The organism is Pseudomonas sp. MF7453, from assembly GCF_016405455.1.
In the GTDB taxonomy this organism is placed as follows: Bacteria; Pseudomonadota; Gammaproteobacteria; order Pseudomonadales; family Pseudomonadaceae; genus Aquipseudomonas; species Aquipseudomonas paralactis.
The window spans coordinates 534522-556196 of record NZ_JAEKCN010000001.1; the positions used below are offsets into that span (position 1 = coordinate 534522).

The following is a 21675-nucleotide window of genomic DNA, read 5'->3' on the forward strand; positions in this document are numbered from 1 at the left end:
AGGTTAAGTACGTTTGCCTGAAAACTTGAGCTTGCCCCAACTCAGACCGATCACCGCCGCCAGGGTCGAAGCGGCCAATACGCTGAGCTTGGCAGCCGACAGTAAGGCCGGGTCGGAGAAGGCCAGCGATGAGATAAAGATCGACATGGTGAACCCGATCCCGGCCAACAGACCAACCAGGCCGACGCCTGTCCAGGTCACACCGTCCGGCAGCTTGCAGATGTTGAGCTTGACCAGCATCAGGCTGGCCAGCATCACGCCCAGGGGTTTGCCAAGCACCAGCGCGAAGATGACCCCCATGAACACGCCATGAGCCATCGGATCATCCAGGTTGAAGCCGTCCAGGCTCACACCGGCATTGGCCAGGGCGAACAGCGGCATCACACCGAAGGCCACCCACGGATGCAATGCCGACTGCACCCGTTGCACCGGCGGCAACATCTCCCGTTGGGCTTCGCGCAGTTGTTTGAGAGGCTTGGCGACTTGCTGCGCACCTTCATCCGATTGCGAGAAGCGCTCCATCAGCTCGTTGAACGTACGTTCGATGGTTTCCAGCGGGCGTTCCGTGGTGGGTTTGGAACTGACCGGCGTCATCAAGCCCAGAATCACCCCGGCGAGGGTCGGGTGCACGCCGGTCTTGAGCAGCCCGAACCATACAATCGCGCCCGGCAGCAGATAGATCGCGGCCTTGCCGATGCCCATGCGTTGGAACACCAGCACCAGCGCCAGCCCGCCTGCGGCAATCACCAAACCCATGTAATCAAGACTGGCAGTGAAGAAGATCGCGATGATCAGGATCGCCACGATGTCATCGATGATCGCCAGGGCCAGCAACAGGATACGCACACCACTGGGAATCGACTTGCCCAGCAGCGCCAGCACACCGACGGCGAAGGCGATGTCGGTCGCGGTGGGTACGGCCCAGCCGCTGGCGGCGACGGTGCTGTGGTTGAGCAAGGTGTAGATGAGTGCGGGCATCAGCACACCGCCCAGCGCAGCGCCCAAGGGCAGTGTGGCCAGTTTAAGGTTGGCGAGTGCGCCGTCTTTGATTTCCTGGCGGATCTCGGCGCCGACCACCAGGAAAAAGATGGTCATCAGCCCGTCATTGACCAGAAAGTGCAGGGAGCGCGAGACGCTGTAATCGCCCAGCCCCAGGGTGATAGGCGTATTCCAGAAGTGCTCGTAGGTCGCAGCGGCGGGGCTGTTGGCCCAGATCAGCGCCATGATCGCCGCCAGCAGCAGGACGATACCGCTCACGGCTTCGATATGGGAAAAGCGCTCAAGGGCAGACAGCGCGCCCTCAGTCAGGCGCTGTGGGCGTGGGATGGCAGGGTGTTTATCAGGCACGACAACTCTCCATTGGCGGCCCGACCAATGCTTGGCTTTTAACCTGCGCCGTGCCTTATGCAGCAACGCACCCAGGGGCGATGATAGGAAGTTGAGGAATAAGTTGTAAACAAACTTGTCATCGGCCGGACAAGGTCTTGCCCGTCATTGCACCCAGTGCCAGCGCTATCAGCGCCAGTACTGCCCAGGCAAATGCCTCTACGCCCCAGTGCTGGAGCATCAAGCCGCCGGCCAGCCCACCCCCGGCGATGCCCAGGTTCCATACCGTGACCAGCATCGATTGTGCGGCATCGGCCGAGTTGCCGGCTGACTTGGCGAGTGCAGTTTGCAGCAGGGCCGGCAGGCCACCGAAAGCCAGGCCCCAGGCCGCCACGCTGATGTAGATGCAGATCGTAGAGCTGATGCAGAAACCAAGCAGCAGGGCCGCGGCGGCGAACATCGCGCAACTGATGAGGGTCAGCAACCGCAGGTGTTGATCAATCCACATCCCCACCAACCAGATGCTCACCAGGGCCATCAAGCCGAACACCAGTAACACCTGGTCGATCTCGCTGCCAATGCCGGCGGGCACCAGCAAAGGAGCGATGTAGGTGTAGAGAATGTTATGGGCCAACACGTAGGTGAAGGTCACCCACAGCACTGGGCGGATTCCCGGCAGGGCCAGCACGCGATTCAAACCCAGGCGTTTGCTTGGCGCTTCACCGGCAAAATCCGGCAGTTGCCAGCGCGCCCACACCAGCAATAACAGGGTCAGGCCGGTCATGATGGCAAAGCTGGTGCGCCAACCGACCAGCGTGCCAAGCAAAGTGCCGGCGGGTACGCCGAGGGATAAGGCCAGCGGCGCGCCGAGCATGGCCACGGCGATCGCTCGACCCTGCAGATGAGGGGCAACCATGCGGCTGGCGTAGCCTGCCAGCAGCGCCCACAGCAGCCCGGCGAATACGCCCGCAAAGAAGCGCGCGACCAGGGTCACGCCGTAGTGGCTGGAAAACGCGGTGACACTGTTGACCAAGGCAAAGCCGCCAATAGCAATCAACAGCAGGGGCCTGCGACGCCAACCACGGGTCAGCAATGTCAGCGGGATGGCCGCGAGCAATGAGCCCAAGGCGTAGAGCGTTACCAACTGCCCGACCAGCGCCTGCGACACTCCCAGCCCTTCGCTCATTTGTGGCAGCAGCCCGGCGGGCATGGCCTCGGTGAGGATGGTGATAAAGCCGGCCGAGGCCAGGGCCAGCAACCCTGCCAATGGCAAAGGGTCACGCAGGGGCGCCGTTACGGCCAATGAAGCGTTGTCGTTCATGGGAGTCTCCTTAAAGGGCAAGGAGGCAGGGTAGTGGGCAGCGGCGCGCGGAAAAACAGGCTAAGGTACCGAACTTATCGGACATTTTTGTCCGTAATCGACCAAGGCAGCAGAATGGACAGTCTGAGCGGGCTCTCGGTATTCGTACAAGTCGCGCAAACTCGCAGCTTTACCGCGGCGGGGCGGGTATTGGGCGTGTCATCCTCAGCCGTCGGCAAAAGCATCGCACGCATGGAAGAACGCCTGGGCGTCAGGCTGTTTCATCGCAGTACCCGCAGTATCACCCTGACCAGTGAGGGCGCGCTGTTGCTGGAACGCTCGCGGCGTATCCTGGCGGAAGTGGAAGCAGCCGAGCTGGAATTGAGCGAGGCCAGTGCTACCCCACGGGGCAAGCTGCGTATCAGCGTGCCCCAGGTGCGGGGTTTGTTGATGCCGGTGATCAGTAGCTTTATGCGTGCCTATCCGGATATCGAGTTGGACGTGGATTTTTCCGACCGTATGGTGGACGTCATCGATGAAGGCTTCGACGCGGTGATCCGCACCGGCAAGCCGCAAGACTCGCGCTTGATGGCACGTCATCTGGGGCATTACCAATTGGTGCTCGTCGGTACGCCCGGCTATTTCGACCAATACGGTACGCCACGTCAGCCCCAGGACTTGAGTCGTCACGCCTGCCTGCGGCATAAATTCTGTGCTTCCGGCAAACTGGAACCCTGGCCGCTGCGACAGGTTCCGGGTGCGGCGGAGCCGAGCTTGCGCGCGCCGCTGGTCAGCAGCACCATTGAGTCGCTCAAACATGTAGCTCAGGACGGTCTCGGTATTGCGTGCCTGCCGGACTACATGGTTAACCAGGCGGTCGCGCAAGGGCAGTTGCAGCGGGTACTGGACGAGCATCTCGAACACCGCGGCAGTTTCTGGTTGCTGTGGCCGGCCAGTCGCCATGCCTCGGCCAAACTACGGGTATTTATCGACCATATGTGTGCCGGGCTTTTTCCTACTGACGCGGCCTCACAAGCCTGAGATGTTTTACCGACGGGAATGCGCGCTTCAAGGTCGTGTTCTGTTGCACAATACCGTCCGGACCGTTTTCCACAGGATTTTCAATGTCGACATCATTTCACTTGCGTAGCCTCGGGTTGGCGCTGGTGCTGGCGGGGGCCGCGGGCTGCTCGTCACCCAAGACCGCTATCTATGAACATGAGAATTTCGACGACTCCGGTACGTTTTCCCGTGATTACCCGGTCAGCGATGTAGCGGCGTGTGAAGCGGCGCGCCGGGCCCTGCTGAGCCAGGGTTACATCATTACCAGCAGCGATCCCAAGCTGGTGGCGGGCAACAAGAGCTTCCAGCAGACCGGCGAGACCCATCTGCAGATCAGTTTCAATGTGGTGTGCGCCGCTGATGGCAAGGGCAGCAATCACTCGACGATGTTTGCCAACGCCTTGCAGGACCGCTATGCGCTGAAGAAGGTCAACAACTCCGCCAGCCTCGGCGTGGGCGTGTTGGGTTCGGTGTCGATGCCGATCGGCTCCACCGACGACTCGATGGTGAAAGTCGCGAGCGAGACCGTCTCGGCGCCGAAGTTCTACGAGCGATACTTTGCGCTGGTAGATGTGTTCCTGCCGCAGGAGGTCAAACAGGCCGAGCATATACCCGAGCAGCCCAAGGCTGACCTGGGGGTGCCTGAACCCAAGGCTGCTCCGGTAGCCGATCAGGTCGAGGCGCCGAAGGAAGCACCTGTCGTGCCGGCGGCTGCGCAGCCCCTTGCACCGCCGCCTGAGGCTGCGCCGATTGCGCCGATGACCGAGCCTGCTCCAGCGGCGCCCGCTGCGACTGATCCGACCTTGCCTGCGCCGACGGAAGCGATTCCACCGTTGCCGGCACCTGCCCAATAAGGTTTATAGACATCCACAGGCCGCTATCGGGGCAAGGCCCGATGGCAGAACATTGTAACTGTGGCGAGAGAGCTTGCTCCCTCGCCACAGGTTGCGGGTTGTCTGCTCTAGCGCTCAAAAGCTTCCCTGACTAAATCCTCCCTTCGTAGTGACGTTTAATCCTCAAGCGCAGGACTGTCATCACATCGACTTTTTTTCGTCATGACGGCACTTTAAGCTGGGTTCGCAGGTCATTGATCTGCAACCGCTTACATTTGAAGAAGGAGTCCACCATGGACGATTACCAGGAAGAGCTGCTGGAGTACCAGGCGTTCGAACTGGATCCACTGGATCCGGCCGACGATGCCACCGAGCTGTAACGCTGACTTCAGGCGGAATGCCGCTGACTGCGGCGAAATTCCCCTGGGGTCTGGTTGTTCCAGCGCCTGAAGGCACGCTGGAAGGCTTGGGCCGAAGCAAAACCGAGCAGGTAGGCGATTTCGCCGAACGCCAGCTCCGTATCGCGTATATAAGTCAGGGCCAGATCGCGGCGCGTGTCGTTGAGAATCGCGCGAAACTGCGTGCCTTCCTCGGCCAGTTTGCGCCGCAGTGTCCAGGTTGGCAGTTTCAAACGTGCCGCCACTTCTTCCAGGTCGGGTTCACGGCCGCCATTGAGCATCGGCCCGAGCAACCGCGTAATGCGTTCGCGCAGGCTGCGGGTGCGAGTCAACTGCTCCAATTCCCTTTCACACAGCTGTAGCAACAGGTGCCAGGTGCTTGGACAGTGTTGTGGGTTGCGCAGCGCCAAAGTCGGTTGGTTCAGACGCAGTTGATTGGCGTCGGCGCCGAAGTGCACCACGCCACTTCCCAGCACGTTGTAGTGTTCTTGGTAATCCGGCGCGTCGAATTCGATGTCTATGCGTTGTGCCTGCACCGGCTGCTGCGCCACGCTGGACAGCTGCTGTAACCAGCCGGCAATGATCGAGTCGACCACAAAGCGGTTATAGGCGTTGTAGGGACTGATGGAGTAGAACCGCAGCCACGCGCCTTCGGCATCTTCATGAAAGCTTGATTGCCCGCGATAGTTGGAGCCGTACAGTGCTTCAAAACGTGTGAGCGTGCGCGCCGCTTCGCGCACATTGGGGGCCTGGGCGGCGGTGACGCCAGCCAGACCGGCCTGGCTCAAGCGGCTGAGTTGGCCCATGCGCAGGCCGAGGCTCGGGTCGCCGGTCAGTTGAATAGCCGCGTGGCCCAGGCGCATATAGCGCGGGATCGACAGGCGGGCGCCAGCTTCAGCCAGGCGCGCCGGGTCCAGGCCGTATTGCAGCAGCAGCGGTTGCGGGTCCAGGCCGTGGCTGTGGATGGCGTCGGCCAGGGTGTGCACGAAGCCCACCGACAGATCCCCCAGGCGCACCGGCTTCAAGGGCTACAGCCAGATATTCAGCAGGCGCGCGCCACGGGCATCGCCGTCGGCGAACACTTGCCCATTGCTGCTAAGAAAACTCTGGCCGGCGCTGCCCAGGTCCCAGAACTGCCCACGCAAGAATACGCTCATGCCCGCCGTGGCCTGGCTTACGGGTTGCTGGCTGATCAGGGTGAGGCGGCGCCAGGCGGCGCCTTCGCTGGTTTCTTCAGGCTTGAGGCTGACTTCAGAAGGCGTCGACACGCTCTTGAAACCACGCCATGGACGGTCCCAGGTGTCGCGGCCGGTGACGAAGGCCGGTACTGCGATCAGTTGCGCGCCGTGCTCGTTAAGCTTGCGGTAGTTGTCCGGGTACCAGCTGTCGCTGCCGACCAGGGTACCCAGGCGCCCGGCAGGCGTATCCACCACGCTGACGACATTCTCATCGCCTGGTTCGATAAAGCCACGTTCATCGTAGATCGGGTAGAGCTGGCGCTGCGGTTGGCCCAGTGGCAAGCCGTCGGCGGCAAACACCACGCTGGCGTTGTACAGCGCGCCGTGACCGACCTCCAACTGGCCCTGGATCACGCTCGGGTTGGGCAGGGCGATGGAGCCGGCCACCAGGGTTACGCCAAACTCTTTTGCCAGGCTGCCAAACACCACTTGATAGTCGCGTGCCATGGCAGGGGCCTTCATGCGCAGGTAGGCGTCATCCATGCGGTTGTCGCCGGTGGCGCTGATCCAGGCTTTAGCAAATTGCAATGGGTTGCTGACCGACAGCCAGTTCATCGCATCCTTCAAATGCGTGGCCTGGTACAGCTCGTTTTTTTCGCCCTTGAGCATCAGCCAGGTGCCGATATGTTCGGGCAACACCACGATGGTCTTGGCGTTGATCAGGCCCAGGTCGCGCGCCTTTTGCAGGTAGCTCGACAGCTTCAAATGCAGACGTTCCAGGCTTTGGTAGTCGGCAGGGAACAGCTCCGGCTGAATGCCGAGCAGGTTGCCCCGATCGGCCGGTTCGCCCTCATTGACGGCGAGGGTGATGCGCAGGTCCGACAGGTAATGCGCCACGGGGCGCTCCTGGGTCCAGACCAGATACGCAGCGAGGGAGGCAACCAGGGCCATGGTGACGGTGAACGCTAGAAGTTTACGCATGGGGCAACAGACAACAGACCAGGTGCAGGGTTCGCGACTAGGGTAGGGCCCATGGCGCGGCTTGCCAAGGGGCGCTGTGCATTTGGATCAATAACTTGTCAGTTTCGGTCATTGAGCCGTGGTCCACCGCCTCTTAGTCTGTGGGACATAAACCGATGGCACGCCGTTCGAGTGCGCCACGTCCCGTGATGATCCGTTGTGGAGCTGTACCATGACCGCTGCTGCCTACCCGCACCTGCTGGCCCCGTTGGACCTGGGTTTTACCACCTTGCGCAACCGTACCCTGATGGGCTCGATGCACACCGGCCTGGAAGAAAAGCCCGGCGGTTTCGAGCGCATGGCGGCTTACTTTGCCGAGCGCGCCCGTGGCGGCGTTGGCCTGATGGTCACCGGTGGCATTGGCCCGAATGATGAAGGCGGTGTATACGCCGGGGCAGCCAAACTGACCACTGAAGAAGAGGCGCGCAAGCACAAGATCGTCACTCAGGCGGTGCACGAGGCGGGCGGCAAAATCTGCATGCAGATCCTCCACGCCGGGCGTTATGCCTACAGCCCCAAGCAGGTGGCACCGAGTGCGATCCAGGCGCCGATCAACCCTTTCAAGCCCAAGGAGTTGGATGAGGAGGGCATCGAGAAGCAGATTCAGGATTTCGTTACCTGTTCGTTGCTGGCCCAGGCCGCCGAATACGACGGTGTGGAAATCATGGGTTCGGAAGGCTACTTCATTAACCAGTTCCTCGCCGCCCAGACCAACCATCGCACCGACCGTTGGGGCGGCAGCTTTGAGAACCGCATGCGCCTGGCGGTGGAGATCGTACGCCGGGTGCGCGAAGCCGTCGGCCCGAACTTCATCATTATCTTCCGCCTGTCGATGCTTGATTTGGTGGAAGGTGGCAGTGTCTGGGAAGAAATCGTGCAGTTGGCCAAGGCCATCGAACAGGCTGGCGCGACGATTATCAACACCGGTATCGGCTGGCACGAAGCGCGGATCCCGACCATCGCCACCAAGGTGCCCCGTGGCGCCTTCAGCAAAGTCACCGCCAAATTGCGCGGTGCGGTGCAGATTCCGCTGATCACCACCAACCGCATCAACACCCCGGAAATCGCCGAACAGATCCTGGCCGAAGGCGACGCCGACATGGTCTCGATGGCGCGCCCGTTTCTGGCCGACCCGGAGTTCGTCAACAAGGCGGCAGCCGGGCGTGCCGATGAAATCAACACCTGCATCGGCTGCAATCAGGCGTGCCTGGACCACACCTTTGGCGGCAAGCTGACCACCTGCCTGGTCAACCCGCGCGCCTGTTATGAAACCGAGCTCAATTACCTGCCCGTCAAGCAGATCAAGAAAATCGCGGTGGTCGGTGCCGGCCCTGCTGGCCTGGCGGCGGCCACCGTGGCGGCCGAGCGCGGGCATCAGGTGACCTTGTTCGATTCCGCCAGCGAGATCGGCGGCCAGTTCAATATCGCCAAGCGTGTTCCGGGCAAGGAAGAATTTTTCGAAACCCTGCGTTACTTCAAGCGCAAATTGCAGACCACTCATGTAGAGCTGTGCCTCAACACCCGTGTGGGCGTTGAGCAACTGGTGGCCGGCGCTTATGACGAGGTGATCCTGGCCACCGGTATTGCACCGCGTACCCCGGCGATCCCGGGCGTCGAGAACGCCAAGGTGTTGAGTTACCTGGACGTGATCCTGGAGCGCACACCGGTCGGCAAGCGTGTAGCGGTGATCGGCGCGGGCGGTATTGGTTTTGACGTATCGGAATTTCTCGTCCACCAAGGCGTGTCCACCAGCCTGGATCGCGAAGCGTTCTGGAAGGAATGGGGCATTGATACCCGGTTGGAAGCGCGTGGCGGCGTGGCCGGAATCAAACCCGAGCGCCATGCGCCGGCCCGTGAAGTGTTCCTGCTGCAACGCAAGGCCTCCAAAGTGGGCGACGGCCTGGGCAAGACCACCGGCTGGATCCACCGTACCGGCCTGAAGAACAAACAGGTGCAGATGCTCAACAGCGTCGAGTATTTGAAGATCGATGACGCTGGCTTGCATATCCGCATCGGCGCCGAAGGCGAGCCGCAGGTGCTGGCGGTGGACAACATTGTCATCTGCGCCGGCCAGGACCCGCTGCGCGAACTGCATGATGGCCTGGTCGCCGCCGGCCAGAACGTGCACCTGATTGGCGGCGCCGATGTGGCGGCCGAGCTGGACGCCAAGCGCGCCATCAACCAGGGCTCGCGCCTGGCTGCCGAGTTGTAAGGCGATACCAGGGGCGGTGTTAGACTTGCCGCCCCTTTCTCATTCAGATACCTGCCGATGGGCCCTTTCGATTGGCTGCCTCATGCGCCCCTTGAACCTTTGCAGCTCGATTGGCTGAACGGGATCGAGTTGGCTGTGCTGCGCCTGGACCGTATCGACCCGCTGATCAGCGGCAACAAATGGTTCAAGCTGACCGAACACCTGGCTCAGGCCCAAGCGGCTGGCGCCAAGGGCGTGATCAGCCTCGGCGGGGCTTACTCCAACCATTTGCACGCACTGGCAGCGGCGGGCAAACGCTTTGATTTTCCCACGGTCGGCCTGCTGCGCGGCCATCCCCAAGACACGCCCACCGTGCTTGACCTCAAGGCCTTCGGGATGCAGCTGCATTGGCTGGGCTACGGCGGTTATCGGGCGCGGCATGAGCCGGGTTTCTGGCTGCCCTGGCGCGAGCAGTATCCCGACCTTTATCCGATTCCCGAAGGCGGTGGTGGGCTGGCCGGTGCGCAGGGCTGTGGGGTGTTGGTGGCGCAGGCGCGGGCGCAGTTGAGTCACCTCGGTTGGACGGATTACGACGCATGGTGGCTGGCGGCGGGCACCGGTACTACCCTGGCCGGGTTGGTGCTGGCGGAGGCGAGCGCGCATCCGGTGTACGGCGCCATGGCGGTGCCGGATGATCATGGCGTGGCGCAGAATGTGAGTGCGATGGTACAGGGTGGCTATGAATTGCTGGACGCCAGCCGAGGTGTCTTTGCCAGGGTCGATCCGCTGCTGCTCGATTTTATCCAGCACACCGAACAGGCCTGCGGGTTGCCGCTGGAGCCGCTCTATACCGGCAAGGCGTTGCTGGCATTGAAGCAACAGATCGAGGCCGGACGCTTCACCCCCGGCACTCGCCTGATCTTCATCCACACCGGCGGCCTGCAAGGCCGCCGAGGCTTCCTGTAGGAGCGAGCTTGCTCGCGAACAACGTCAACTATGACGCGGGTAGCCTGAATGCACGTGGCGCCCTTGGGTTTTTCGCGAGCAAGCTCGCTCCTACAGGTATCGGCTATCAGTTGGCGGGCTTGTGCCTGCTCGGCATCATGCGCAAAGCAGTGTTATCGCGCACCACATAGTGATGAAAGATCCCCGCCAGTGCATGCAGGCCGATCAACCAATAACCGACCTGGGCGAACAGCACATGCCAGCCTTCAATCTCCTCGGCCAACGCCTTGTTTTCTGCAATCAGCGGCGGCAATTCGATCCCATAGAACATCACCGAATGCCCTTTGGCGCTGACGATCAACCAACCGGCAATCGGCAGCCCGATCATCAACGCATACAGCGCCCAATGCATCAGCTTCGCCAGCAGGCTCTGCCATTGCGGCGGTGTCGGCACGATCTTCGGCGCCACCCCCAGGCTGCGTGCGAACAGGCGCAGCCACACCAGCACAAACACGGTAAGGCCGAGCATAAAGTGCATTTCCACAATCAGCGTGCGCGCACCGCTGCCTTTGGGGAATTGCCCGCGTAACTCAATGCAGGCGTAGACCACCGCCAGCAGCACCACCATCAACCAGTGCAACGCAATCGACATGGTGCTGTAGCGCGTATCGGAATTTTTCCACGGCATTGCTGTGTTCCTCACTCATCAGGGCATACCTCCGCTCTTTAGCGACGGAGTACGTTAACTGTATGCCCGTTTTAAGCGTTTCGCTCGTTGCCAATGCCGTTGCCTTGATCCTGGTCAGTAGCTTTGCGGCATTTCCCCGCGTGCCAGGCGGGCATTGATGTCGGCGATGACCTTCGGCAGGTCGGTGATGGTGTCGATCAGGTAGTGCGGGCGCGAGCCTTCGAACATCGTTTCGATGCGCCGGCGCTCGCTGGCCAGTGTGGCGCTGTCCAGGGCACGGAATTGCTCATAGGTCAGGCCCAGGGCGTTGCCCGAACAGGTCAGCGCGACGGTCCACATCCCGGCACGACGGCCCTCAAGAATACCCGGCACGGTGTCGTCGACCTTCACGCACGCCGCTACATCATCAATGCCCAGGGCAATCACATTGGCCAGAGCCTGGGCCGGCCAAGGGCGGCCGTTGGGGACTTCGTCGGTAGCGACCACGTGGTCGGCGACATAGCCGTTGGTGGCGGCCAGGGCGACGACCTTGTCCATCACCTGCTTGGGATAGCCGGAGCAGGAGCCGATCTTGATGCCTTGCGCGCGTACACCGGCCAGGGTGTCGAGGGCGCCGGGGATCAGGGCTGAGTGTTCGGCGATCTTCTCGATTTGCAGCGGCATGAAACGCTGGTAGATGGCGGTCACGTCATCATCGGTCGGTGTGCGGCCGAAGGCCTTGCGGTAGCGCTCGGCAACGAGCGGCTGATCGCACAGGGTGCGGATATGGTCCCACTTGCCCATGCCCATCGGGCCACGGGCTTCTTCGATAGAGACTTGCACGTCGAACTCGGCAAACGCCTCGACAAAGATCTGCGTGGGGGCGAAGGAGCCGAAGTCGACCACGGTGCCGGCCCAGTCGAGGATAACGGCCTGGAGGGTGTTGGGGTTTTGATAGTTCATGGTTCAGGTCCTGTGGGTAACGAAATTCATGTAGGAGCGAGCTTGCTCGCGAAAAACTCCCGGGCATCGCGTTGAATCAGAATGCCCGTGTCATCGTTAACGGTCTTCGCGAGCAAGCTCGCTCCTACACATTTCTTGCAGCACGTCGGCGATAGCCTTGACCGCCGCCTGCATACCGGCCGCATCGACATGGCCGATGCAGCCCACGCGAAAGGTTTCCACCTGGGTCAGCTTGCCGGGGTAAAGGATGAAACCCTTGGCCTTGACCCGTTCGTAGAAGTCCTTGAACTGGTAGCGTGGGTCTTTTGGTGCGTGGAAGGTGACGATGATCGGCGCCTGGATCGCCGCCGGCAGGAAACTGCGCAGGCCCAGCGCAGCCATGCCGTCCAGCAGTGCCTGACAGTTGTCGGCGTAGCGTTGATGACGGGCGGGCAGGCCGCCTTCTTCGGCGTATTGCAGCAACGCTTCATGCAGGGCCGCGACGACGTGGGTCGGTGGGGTGAAACGCCATTGTCCGGTCTTGGCCATATAGGTGTGCTGGTCGAACAGGTCCATCGCCAGTGAATGGCAGTTGTCCTGGGACGCGGCCAGCGCAGCTTTTTCGGCAAAGACAAAGCCCATGCCCGGTACGCCTTCCAGGCATTTGCCCGAGGCGGCGATCAGCGCTTCGAACGGCACTTCGCGAGCATCAATCGGCAGCGCGCCGAAAGAACTCATGGCATCGATGATCAGGCGCTTGTCGTGGCGTTTGACGACCTGGGCGATCTCCGCCAGCGGGTTGAGAATGCCGGTACTGGTTTCGCAATGGATCAACGCGACGTGGGTGATGGTCGCGTCAGCCTGCAGTAGGCGATCTACATCGGCGGCGGTGGTGGGCTCGTCCTCAGCGGTTTCAAAGGTGCTGAACGAGCGACCGAGCACTTCGCAAATCTTCGCCAGGCGCTTGCCGTAGGCGCCGTTGATCAACACCAACACCTTGCCATTGCGCGGGACCAGCGTGCCGATGGCGGCTTCGACGGCGAAGGTGCCGCTGCCTTGCAATGGCACGCAATGGTGGCTGTCGGCAGCATTGAGGATGGCCAGCAGTTGCGCGCAGGCGCTGGCGGTGAGCTGGTTGAAGCGGTCATCCCATGACCCCCAATCCACCATCATCGCCTGACGGGTGCGGGGCGAAGTGGTCAGGGGGCCAGGGGTCAACAGGATCGGCGCGGCAGTGGTCATCTCAAATCCTCGCAAGGGTCGGGGTTGAAGCTACGGCGCCTAAATTGCAGTTTGGCTTGTTATCAATCAAATTGTTTGTTGTTATGCGAGCTATCAGTGAGGCCGATAGCTATGAACCTGTTCCAACTGCGTGCATTCGATGCCGTGGCCCGCGAGGGCAGTTTTACCCGTGCTGCGGCGCGGCTGTTCATCAGCCAGCCGGCGGTGACCGGGCATATCAAGGCGCTTGAAGAGCATTATCAGATTGCGCTGTTGCGCCGTACCGCCCGGCGCGTGGAGTTGACCGAAGAGGGCGCACGCCTGGCGGCCATCACCCGGGCCATCTTCGGCCTGGTCGATGAAGCGCAGACCATGCTGGAGGCCAACCGCCAGTTGCTCACCGGGCGCCTGGAAGTGGCCGCGGATGGCCCGCACCTGGTGATGCCGATGATCGCCAGCCTGCGCTCGCGCTACCCGGGCATTACCGTGAACCTGCGCCTGGGCAATGCCCAGGAAACCCTGGCGGCGCTGCTGTCCGAACATGCCGATGTGGCCGTGCTCACCGAGGTGGAGCCGCGCAATGGCCTGCACCTGCAACCTCTGGACGAGTCACGGATTTGCGCTCTGGTGCCGGCAGCGCATCCGTGGGCAAAGCAGCCTGACGGGATTGAACTGGCGCAGCTGCATGAGGTGATCATGGTGCTGCGTGAACCCAGCTCCATAACCCGGCGCACGTTCGATGACGCGTGCCTGGCGGCGAACGTACAGCCCAAGGTGCTGCTGGAACTGGACAGCCGTGAAGCCGTAACCGAGGCGGTCGCGGCCGAATTGGGGGTAGGGGTGGTGTCGTCGATGGAGGTCAGCCCGGACCCGCGGGTGCACGCTGTGCCGATCCTCGGCGATGGCCTGCTGAACCGGCACACGCTTGGCTGCATGGAGCGGCGTCGTTCGCTGCGCTTGATTCAGGCCTTTTTCGAGTTGGCGTGAAGGCTGTCACGCACGATCTCCAAAAAGCTTGCCACCACGCGGCGTGAGCTCTGTTCTTTCAGGCACACCAGGGTTTCTTTCATGCGCTGGGTGCAATCGCGGATCGGCATGGCGTACACCCGTGCGTCGGCGCCCAACTCTGCCGCCGATACCACGCCCACGCCAATACCCACCACCACCGCTTCACGCGCGGCTTCGCGGCCTTCCACCTGGATCGCCGGGCGAATGCGCAGGCCGGCCTGGCGCATTTCCTGCTCCAGGGTCTGACGGGTCACCGAGCCGATTTCCCGCAGTACCAACGGCGTGTCATCAAGGTCGGCCAGGCAGATGGACTCGCGCCCGGCCCAGGGATGATTGCGGGCGACAAACGCCAGCAGTTGGTCGTCAGGCAATGGCAGCGACAGCAGGCGCGCATCGTCGACATCGCGGCCCAACAGAGCCAGATCGGCCTGGTAGTTGTACAGGCGCAACAATGATTCATCGGTGTTGCCGGTTTCGATCTTCACGCTGATCCCCGGGTACAGCCGGCAGAAATGCGCAATCTGCGGCAGCACGTGCACAGGTGCATCCACCGCCAGGGTCAGGGTGCCGGTGAGCAGGGCGCGGGAGTCTTGTAGCAGTTCTTCGGCTTGCGCCTCGATCACAAACAGGCGCTGAGTAATGCCCAGCAGGCGTTCACCCAGGTCGGTCAGGCGGACCGAACGTTTGTTGCGGTGAAACAGCAACACGCCGAAGCGCTCTTCGAGTTTGCGCACTTGGTCGGAAATGGCAGGCTGGGTCAGGAACAGGCGCTCGGCGGCGCCGGTAAAACTGCCGTGCACGGCCACCGCATGGAAGGCTTTGAGCTGGGCATGGGAAACCGACATGGCGCGTCCTCTTACAAGCTGAACTTATATTTGAAATACGATAAATCGATTTTACCTATTAGTCAGCCATTGCTTTGATGCACCTCAGCCGCCGTAGGTTGAGTCCTACAACCTCGGTGACCATGGGCGCAGGCAAACCGCGTTCATCTGACCAATACCGTGCCCTTCAAGGCCCGGGATTGCAGTGCTCAACCATAAAAAAAACAGGCGTTTTCTTTCGATTCTGCCGGCACACTCACACCTGAGGTCAGAACCACCATGAATATCCCTATGGGTAGCATCAAGCGTTGGCGCGTGCAGATTTTCGCCATCACCTGGCTGGCGTACGCCGCGTTCTATTTCACCCGCAAAGCCTTCTCGGTGGCGAAACTGGGAATCGGCGACGACCCCAGCTTTCCCCTCGATAAAATGATGATGGCCAACCTGGATGGCCTGTATCTCGCGGCGTACGCCGTGGGCCAGTTCACTTGGGGTATGCTCGCCGACCGCTTCGGGCCACGGGTAGTGGTGCTTGGCGGCTTGCTGATTTCGGCCGCCGCCGCGCTGGTGATGGGCACGTTTGCCACCTTGCCGATCTTTATCACTTGCATGTTGATCCAGGGGTTGGCGCAGTCCACCGGCTGGTCGGGGTTGTGCAAAAACCTCGGTAGTTTCTTCCCGGCTCAGCAGCGGGGGCGGGTGTTGGGGCTGTGGAGTTCGTGTTATGCCTTTGGCGGCCTGGTGGCTTCACCGTTTGCCGGATGGTGGGCCTATACGCTGATCGGTAGCTGGCACGCGGCGTTTATTTCCAGCGCTGCGGTGGTAGCGGTGGTGGCCGTGCTGTTCTTTATGTTCCAGCGCAATACCCCGCAGGATGTGGGCTTGCCGGCGGTGGAGCCCGAGCCGGTCTTGAGTGCCGAAGAGGCTGCTGCTGAAAAGCGCGTCAGTGTGCTCGAACCGTTGCGCGCCATTCTGCGCAACCGCACGGTGTTGACGCTGGGGCTTGCGTACTTCCTGCTCAAGCCGGCGCGCTACGCGATTTTGTTGTGGGGGCCGGTGATCGTCTACGAACAGATGCCGTCGGTGGGCAAGGTCGGCGCGGCCATCGTGCCCACCGCGTTTGAGTTGGCCGGTTTGCTCGGGCCGGTACTGATCGGCCTGGCTTCCGACAAACTGTTCGGCGCCCGGCGGATGCCGGCCTGTGTGCTTAGCCTTTTGGCGTTGACCGTGGCCCTGGCGTTGTTCATGGGCGCGCTGCACACCGGCAGTGTGGTGCTGGTGATGGCCTTGCTGTTTGTCATGGGCCTGACCCTGTACGGCCCGGATTCGATGATCAGCAGCACCGCTGCCATTGATTTCGGCACTGCCAGGGCCGGTGCCACGGCGGCCGGGTTTGTGAATGGTTGCGGGTCGGTGGGCGCGATCCTTGGCGGCCTGCTGCCGGGCTACTTCGATACCGTCACGGTGTTTATTGTGTTTGCCGGCGCGGCGCTGTTTTCTTCACTGGTGTTGATGCCCTACTGGAACGCCAGGCCCGCTGTTCTGGCCCAGGTGGGGGACTTCATACCGGATCGCAGTGCCAGCATCAAACCCCTGCGCACCTGAGGTGTCTGGCCGGTTTTTTGGTGGATTAGAGTGTTCTTGCGCTATAAACTCTGCCCCCAAAGCGCCGGCCAGTAGACGTTTCGGCGCGATGGGAATAAGAGAGTGAGTCATGGGCGCACAGTGGAAAGTCAAACATAAAGAAGCGGCAGCCAACGCCAAGGGCAAGATTTTCGGCAAGCTGGTGAAAGAAATCACCATCGCCGCCCGCAATGGCGCCGATACCGCGACCAACGCGCACCTGCGCCTGGTGGTCGAGCAGGCCAAGAAGGCCTCGATGCCCAAGGAAACCCTGGATCGTGCGATCAAGAAGGGCGCCGGTCTGCTCGGTGAAACCGTGCAATATCACCGCGTGACCTACGAAGGGTTTGCCCCGCATCAGGTGCCCCTGATCGTCGAATGCGTCACCGACAACATCAACCGCACCGTGGCGGAAATCCGCGTGGCGTTCCGCAAGGGCCAATTGGGCGCTTCCGGTTCGGTGGCCTGGGATTTTAACCACGTCGGTCTGATCGAAGCCTCGCCGGACACCCCGGACGCTGATCCGGAAATGGCCGCCATCGAAGCCGGCGCCCAGGATTTTGAAGACGGCGAAGAAGAGGGCACCACCCTGTTCATCACCGAAACCACCGACCTGGATGCTGTGCAGAAAGCCTTGCCGGAGCAAGGGTTCACCGTGCTGTCGGCCAAGCTGGGCTACCTGTCGAAGAACCCGGTCAGTGGTTTGTCCGATGAGCAGATGGCTGAAGTCGAGGCGTTCCTGGAAGGCCTGGACAACCATGATGATGTGCAGGATATGTTCGTCGGCCTGGCGGGCTGATTTCTATCTGAGTACACGCGGTCAAATGGCCTTGTAGGAGCGAGCTTGCTCGCGAAAAACGTCAACGATAACGCGTGCATCCTGAATAAGCGCAGCGCCGGTGAGTTTTTCGCGAGCGAGCTCGCTCCTACAGTTAGATAGCGTGCAGCAAGGCTTTGATCTCTTCGAAGCTCGGTCGCGTCAGCACATCCGGCTGGCAGCAGCGTTGTTGCAGTGCCTGCAAGCTTTCGTCACTGGCCTCAACCCGCTCCAACAACTCCCCCAGCAGCACCCCGAACGCGCGCACTTCAATACGCTGCAACGCACGGGTTTCAAGCGTGTCCGTCGTGGCATGGAAGGACGCCGCGCCAAAGTCTCCCAGCAAGCAATCACCTGCTGCGTTCCACAAAATATTGTGACCATACAGGTCACCATGGGTAATGCCGTGCCGATGCAGGTGCGCCGCCACCGAAGCAATGCCCCGCGCCATGCGCAGTGCCACGTCCAGGCTGAAACGGGTGGTGGGTGCGTAGACATCCCGTGTGCACGACGCCAGGCTCGGCAGGGCCGCGAGGTTGCGGTAACTCGGGTCGATCAGGTCCATCACCAGGGCGGCCTGGTTATCGGGATGGCCGACGACGCGTCCTTCAACCTTGATCAGGTTGGGATGCAGACCGGCAGCGATGCAGGCTTGCATTTCATGCAGCGGTGAACCGTCGCTGGTGATGGTGCCCTTGTACAGCTTGACCGCGACCGGCAACGCCTGGGGTTTCCACAGTGCCTTGCGAATAATCCCCGAAGCGCCTTCGCCAAGGACTTCGCCCATGTCCAGTTCCTGCCAGGCGATGTTCGGCGTCGCCTCATCACTGCTCACCTGCACGGCCATTTCCACCGGGTTACCGGCGTAGGCCAGCCAGGTCAGGCTCGGCAGGGTCAGCAGCCACTGCGGCAGATGAGTGAGGCGATTGGAGGCGATACGGATCAACTCCAGGTTTTGGCACTGGGCCAGGCTTGGCGGCAGGTCGGTCAACTGGTTACCGGCCAACATCAACTTTTGCAGCAGCGGGCGCTGGCCCAGCTCATCGGGCAATTGGCTGATGCAGTTATCGGTGAGGATCAGCCAGCGCAACTGGGGCGGCAGGGCGGCGGCGGGCACGCGGCTGATCTGGTTGGCCTTGAAACCGATCATGCTCAGCTTCGCGCACTGGCCCAGGCACGCTGGCAGCTCGGTAAAGGCATTGTCCGAACAGAACAACACCCGCAGGTGCGTCAGACGGTGCAGGTCGTCGGGCAGGCTGCTCAGGGCGTTGCCGGTGAGGTTGAGGGTTTCCAGGGAGTCGGCCAGGTCGAAGATTTCCCGGGGGAATTCGGTCAGCCCGCAGGCCAGGTCCAGGCGCTTGGCACCGGCCAAATGGCCGGCCTTGAGTTGGGCGAGGGTATTCATGAACAGCGCGGCACTCGGAAGGGGGCGTAAAAGGCGCTCATGATAGCGGCTCGGGTGCGGTTTGCGGGCAGAGCGTTTGCAATTGGTGCAGTCGGCTGGCGGTGCGGGCGAGGTCGATCGCCTGGCCTTCCAGGGATTTATCCAGCGGCTGGTGACCGATGAGGGTCAGGTGTTTGTCCTGGTCGTAGAGCACGTCCACCAGGTTGATAAAGCGCTGTTGCACGGCGATGGGGCATTCGGCCAACTGCGGCAGGCCGTCGATGATCCAGTGGTCGAAGTCCTGGCACAGCAACAGGTAATCCATCACGGCGGTGAGCTGTTCGCACAGATCGTTGAAGGTGAACAGGATGGTCGGTGCCTGATGGCTTCGGCACAGCAACTGCCGGTTGCCAACCGTCAGGGTTTGCGCCGGGCCATTGGTTGCGGGTACACCAAGGCTTTCGCGCTGGGCCGATGTACCCGGCCATACATAGTGGCCACGGGTAAAACGTTGTTGCGCATGGGCCTGGGGCAGGCTGCGAAAATCCTCGGGTGCGCTGACTTCCAGCACGTCCATGCGGGCGGCGATCAGGTCGACCACCGGTTTGAAGCGTTCGTGGTACAGCGGGTTGGGCAATAACCCTTCGGGCGGGTAGTTGGACGTTACCAGCACCAGCACGCCGCGTTGGAACAGGGCTTTGAACAAGCGGCTGATGAGCATTGCATCGCCGATATCGTGCACATGGAACTCGTCAAAACACAGCACCCGGCAACCTGCGAGCAACCGATCCAGAGTAACGCCCAAGGCATCCTCATGCTCACGGTTCACAAACATGCCCTGGTGCAGCCGGGCAAAGAAGCCGTGGAAATGCACGCGTTGTTTCTCGGCCATGGGCAGCGCCTGGAAAAAACCGTCCAGCAGCCAGCTTTTGCCTCGCCCTACCGGGCCGTGCAGGTACAGGCTGCGCGTGGCCTGGCCGTTGAGCAGGTGCTGGGCCTCGCGATTCAGGGCGGTAATCGCCCGGATCTGGCCATCACTGAGGGTATAGCCCTGTTGCTCGGCCTTTTTTTGAAAATAGGCGGGAATGGGCGAGGCGCCCCAGGCGTCGGTTTTTTTACCCAGCAGGCGCTGGAGCAGGGCAAGCACGGCCAAGAATAATCACTCTGTATTGCGGTGGTCGCTCACTGTAGGACGCTCGATGCCATTTGACCAATAGGGAAGGGCGCCACACCTTGCAAACTGGCACTTTCACGTTAACTGGCTAACCTCATACACAGTTGTCACCCCTGTATAAGGAATTGGGGCAGTGAAGGGATCGGCGGTATTGGCTGTCATGGGTGCGATGCTCTACAACACGGCTTCTGCTGCGCAACTCCAGGTGGAGGTGCGCATCGACGTGCAGCGGGGTTGCCAGTTAGTGGGCACCACTCGCACTGCGGGCATCGAGCAACTTGGCGTATTGGATTTCGGCAGCGGCCCGCGTCTGGATGACCCGGCCGGCCCCCTGAGTGCGGCCCTGATCAGCCAGCGCCAGCCGCGCCTGGAGTGCAACCCCGATACGCCTTACCAAATGCGCGTTGACGGCGGCCTGCACGGTGGCGTGGGCGAAGTGCGTTACCTCGTCACTGCGACGCCCTCAAGCAAACCCATTCCTTATCGCATTTATGCCGATGCAGCACGGTTGATTCCCTTGCCGGTGGACGTGCCGGTCAGCGGCCGCGTACCGGACACTGGCTCCGTCGACCTGCCGCTGTATGGCCGTATCGAACCGCTCAAAGACGTCCCGGCGGTGGGGCGTTATTCCGACCTGCTCAAGGTCACGGTCACATGGTAAGCCGCTATCTGGCCGTTGCGGCCCTGGGCGGTCTGCTGTTGTTGGCCGAGGACGCGCAGGCGGCCGTGACCAGCGGGCAGATCCACGCGCGGTTGGTGATTACCGCCAGTTGCGAAGTCAGCAAAGGCGTGGAGCGCGCGCCGGTGACGCCCGAAGGCGGCACTGCACTGTTGGATTTTGGCAGCCAGGGCCCGACCTGGAACGACACCCTGGGCGCGACCATTTCCGATGGCGACAAGGCGCCGCTGTCGGTGTCCTGCAACCCGTCGTTGGTCAGCAGTTTTACCGTGACCATCGACGGTGGCGCCCATGGCGACGGTACCACGCGCCGCTTGAGCAACGGGCGCCAGACCATTCCCTATCGGCTATCGGCCGATGCGCTGGGCCAAAGTGCCTACCGCATCGGTCAGCAACGCAATTTCGTCGTGACCCAGGGCGCACAGGTACCCATTCCGGTATTCGGCACCGTGGTGGCGAATACCAGGGCCCTACCGGCCGGCATCTACACAGACACCCTGACGGTGACTCTGGATTGGTAAACCATGAGGATGGATATCATGCATGTACTCGTAGCGCGAATGGGCGTGTGTGCCCTGGGCCTGGCACTGGCCTCCAGCCTGAACGCGGCGACCACGGTCACCGGGCAGATCAGTTCGAGCCTGACCCTGATCGCCAGTTGCCAGGTCAACGGCTCAGGGGCGGCCACCGGGCTGAATTTCGGTAGCTTGAACTTCGGCACCACCAACAGCCTGTTTACCAACGCCGATGCTCAGTTGCTCGGCGGTACCGGTACCGGCGGGGCGTTGTCGATCCTGTGTTCGGCTGGCACCGCGCCAACGATCAAGGTGCGTGCCGGCGCCCACGATGGTGCTTCCCCCGGTGGCACTCGCGCGCTGGCCGATGGCGTGGGGAACTTCGTGCCCTACGATTTCTACACGGACAGCGGGCGTTCAGCGCTGTTAGCGATCGATGGCGTGGTGACGCTCGCCACCAGTACCGGCGTGGCGCAAACCGTCAATCTTTACGGTCGGGCAGTGGGCAAGGCGGGCCTGCCGGCAGGTACTTACACCGATACCGTGGCCGTGGAGCTGACGTTCTGAC

20 protein-coding genes are annotated in these 21675 nt (G+C 61.8%); 10 read left to right on the forward strand and 10 right to left on the reverse strand.

The features are described 5' to 3' along the window. Positions 1 to 3 precede the first annotated feature (3 nt). Positions 4 to 1347 carry a Na+/H+ antiporter NhaA gene (gene nhaA / locus JFT63_RS02600; RefSeq protein ID WP_198843389.1) on the reverse strand — a complete coding sequence of 448 codons (1344 nt, stop codon included), beginning with the start codon at positions 1345 to 1347 and terminating at the stop codon, positions 4 to 6. Between the two features lie 118 nt (positions 1348 to 1465). Beyond that, positions 1466 to 2647 carry an MFS transporter gene (locus JFT63_RS02605; protein WP_198843390.1) on the reverse strand — a complete coding sequence of 394 codons (1182 nt, stop codon included), beginning with the start codon at positions 2645 to 2647 and terminating at the stop codon, positions 1466 to 1468. Between the two features lie 114 nt (positions 2648 to 2761). On the opposite strand from JFT63_RS02605, the gene JFT63_RS02610 reads away from it, so the two are divergent. Together JFT63_RS02610 and JFT63_RS02615 are read left to right on the forward strand one after the other, a co-directional pair. Continuing rightward, positions 2762 to 3667: a LysR family transcriptional regulator gene (locus JFT63_RS02610; RefSeq protein ID WP_057700532.1), complete on the forward strand. Its 906-nt coding sequence runs from the start codon at positions 2762 to 2764 to the stop codon at positions 3665 to 3667. Positions 3668 to 3750: 83 nt separating this feature from the next. Continuing rightward, on the forward strand, positions 3751 to 4542 hold the full coding sequence (locus JFT63_RS02615) for a DUF2242 domain-containing protein (protein WP_198706680.1): 792 nt from the start codon (positions 3751 to 3753) through the stop codon (positions 4540 to 4542). A gap of 367 nt (positions 4543 to 4909) precedes the next feature. Here the strand turns inward: JFT63_RS02615 and JFT63_RS02620 are convergent, their stop codons facing one another. Continuing rightward, positions 4910 to 5944, reverse strand: coding sequence for an AraC family transcriptional regulator (locus tag JFT63_RS02620; RefSeq protein ID WP_186561703.1), 1035 nt, complete (start codon positions 5942 to 5944; stop codon positions 4910 to 4912). 3 nt (positions 5945 to 5947) lie between these two features. Further along, positions 5948 to 7078 carry a carbon-nitrogen hydrolase family protein gene (locus JFT63_RS02625; protein WP_198843391.1) on the reverse strand — a complete coding sequence of 377 codons (1131 nt, stop codon included), beginning with the start codon at positions 7076 to 7078 and terminating at the stop codon, positions 5948 to 5950. A 211-nt stretch (positions 7079 to 7289) separates the two neighbouring features. On the opposite strand from JFT63_RS02625, the gene JFT63_RS02630 reads away from it, so the two are divergent. Then, positions 7290 to 9329: an NADPH-dependent 2,4-dienoyl-CoA reductase gene (locus tag JFT63_RS02630; protein ID WP_198843392.1), complete on the forward strand. Its 2040-nt coding sequence runs from the start codon at positions 7290 to 7292 to the stop codon at positions 9327 to 9329. 57 nt (positions 9330 to 9386) lie between these two features. Next, positions 9387 to 10274: a 1-aminocyclopropane-1-carboxylate deaminase/D-cysteine desulfhydrase gene (locus JFT63_RS02635; RefSeq protein ID WP_198843393.1), complete on the forward strand. Its 888-nt coding sequence runs from the start codon at positions 9387 to 9389 to the stop codon at positions 10272 to 10274. Between the two features lie 106 nt (positions 10275 to 10380). On the opposite strand, the gene JFT63_RS02640 is transcribed toward JFT63_RS02635, so the two are convergent. The 3 genes from JFT63_RS02640 to JFT63_RS02650 all read right to left on the reverse strand — a co-directional run bounded on the left by JFT63_RS02640 (position 10381) and on the right by JFT63_RS02650 (position 13104). Further along, positions 10381 to 10941, reverse strand: a complete 561-nt coding sequence (locus JFT63_RS02640; protein ID WP_186561695.1) for a cytochrome b — start codon at positions 10939 to 10941, stop codon at positions 10381 to 10383. 114 nt (positions 10942 to 11055) lie between these two features. Continuing rightward, a complete protein-coding gene (gene phnX, locus JFT63_RS02645; RefSeq protein ID WP_057700525.1) occupies positions 11056 to 11883 on the reverse strand; it encodes a phosphonoacetaldehyde hydrolase in 828 nt (275 codons plus the stop codon). 96 nt (positions 11884 to 11979) lie between these two features. After that, on the reverse strand, positions 11980 to 13104 hold the full coding sequence (locus JFT63_RS02650) for a 2-aminoethylphosphonate--pyruvate transaminase (protein WP_198843394.1): 1125 nt from the start codon (positions 13102 to 13104) through the stop codon (positions 11980 to 11982). A 111-nt stretch (positions 13105 to 13215) separates the two neighbouring features. Here JFT63_RS02650 and JFT63_RS02655 point away from each other — a divergent pair, with 111 nt between their 5' ends. Further along, complete coding sequence (locus tag JFT63_RS02655) at positions 13216 to 14070, forward strand: LysR substrate-binding domain-containing protein (RefSeq protein ID WP_186561689.1); 855 nt, start codon at positions 13216 to 13218, stop codon at positions 14068 to 14070. Here JFT63_RS02655 and JFT63_RS02660 read toward each other — a convergent pair. After that, positions 14046 to 14936, reverse strand: coding sequence for a LysR substrate-binding domain-containing protein (locus tag JFT63_RS02660; RefSeq protein WP_198706687.1), 891 nt, complete (start codon positions 14934 to 14936; stop codon positions 14046 to 14048). The two genes, JFT63_RS02655 and JFT63_RS02660, sit on opposite strands and share 25 nt — an antisense overlap. 258 nt (positions 14937 to 15194) lie before the next feature. Here JFT63_RS02660 and JFT63_RS02665 point away from each other — a divergent pair, with 258 nt between their 5' ends. Together JFT63_RS02665 and JFT63_RS02670 are read left to right on the forward strand one after the other, a co-directional pair. Further along, on the forward strand, positions 15195 to 16520 hold the full coding sequence (locus JFT63_RS02665) for an MFS transporter (protein ID WP_057700521.1): 1326 nt from the start codon (positions 15195 to 15197) through the stop codon (positions 16518 to 16520). 109 nt (positions 16521 to 16629) lie between these two features. Next, positions 16630 to 17337, forward strand: a complete 708-nt coding sequence (locus JFT63_RS02670) for a YebC/PmpR family DNA-binding transcriptional regulator (protein WP_057700520.1) — start codon at positions 16630 to 16632, stop codon at positions 17335 to 17337. A 133-nt stretch (positions 17338 to 17470) separates the two neighbouring features. Here JFT63_RS02670 and JFT63_RS02675 read toward each other — a convergent pair whose 3' ends face one another. After that, positions 17471 to 18760, reverse strand: a complete 1290-nt coding sequence (locus JFT63_RS02675) for a protein kinase (protein WP_057700519.1) — start codon at positions 18758 to 18760, stop codon at positions 17471 to 17473. A gap of 37 nt (positions 18761 to 18797) precedes the next feature. Continuing rightward, a complete protein-coding gene (gene zapE / locus JFT63_RS02680; RefSeq protein ID WP_198843395.1) occupies positions 18798 to 19892 on the reverse strand; it encodes a cell division protein ZapE in 1095 nt (364 codons plus the stop codon). 181 nt (positions 19893 to 20073) lie between these two features. On the opposite strand from zapE, the gene JFT63_RS02685 reads away from it, so the two are divergent. Genes JFT63_RS02685 through JFT63_RS02695 form a run of 3 tightly spaced genes read left to right on the forward strand, consistent with a single transcriptional unit; the run spans position 20074 to position 21674 of the window. Continuing rightward, positions 20074 to 20574 (forward strand): Csu type fimbrial protein, encoded by a 501-nt coding sequence (locus JFT63_RS02685; RefSeq protein ID WP_057701123.1) that lies wholly within the window; start codon positions 20074 to 20076, stop codon positions 20572 to 20574. Continuing rightward, positions 20568 to 21113, forward strand: a complete 546-nt coding sequence (locus JFT63_RS02690; RefSeq protein ID WP_198843396.1) for a Csu type fimbrial protein — start codon at positions 20568 to 20570, stop codon at positions 21111 to 21113. The genes JFT63_RS02685 and JFT63_RS02690 overlap by 7 nt, the downstream gene beginning before the upstream one ends. 18 nt (positions 21114 to 21131) lie before the next feature. Next, positions 21132 to 21674 carry a Csu type fimbrial protein gene (locus JFT63_RS02695; protein ID WP_198843397.1) on the forward strand — a complete coding sequence of 181 codons (543 nt, stop codon included), beginning with the start codon at positions 21132 to 21134 and terminating at the stop codon, positions 21672 to 21674. The last annotated feature ends 1 nt before the right edge of the window (position 21675 follow it).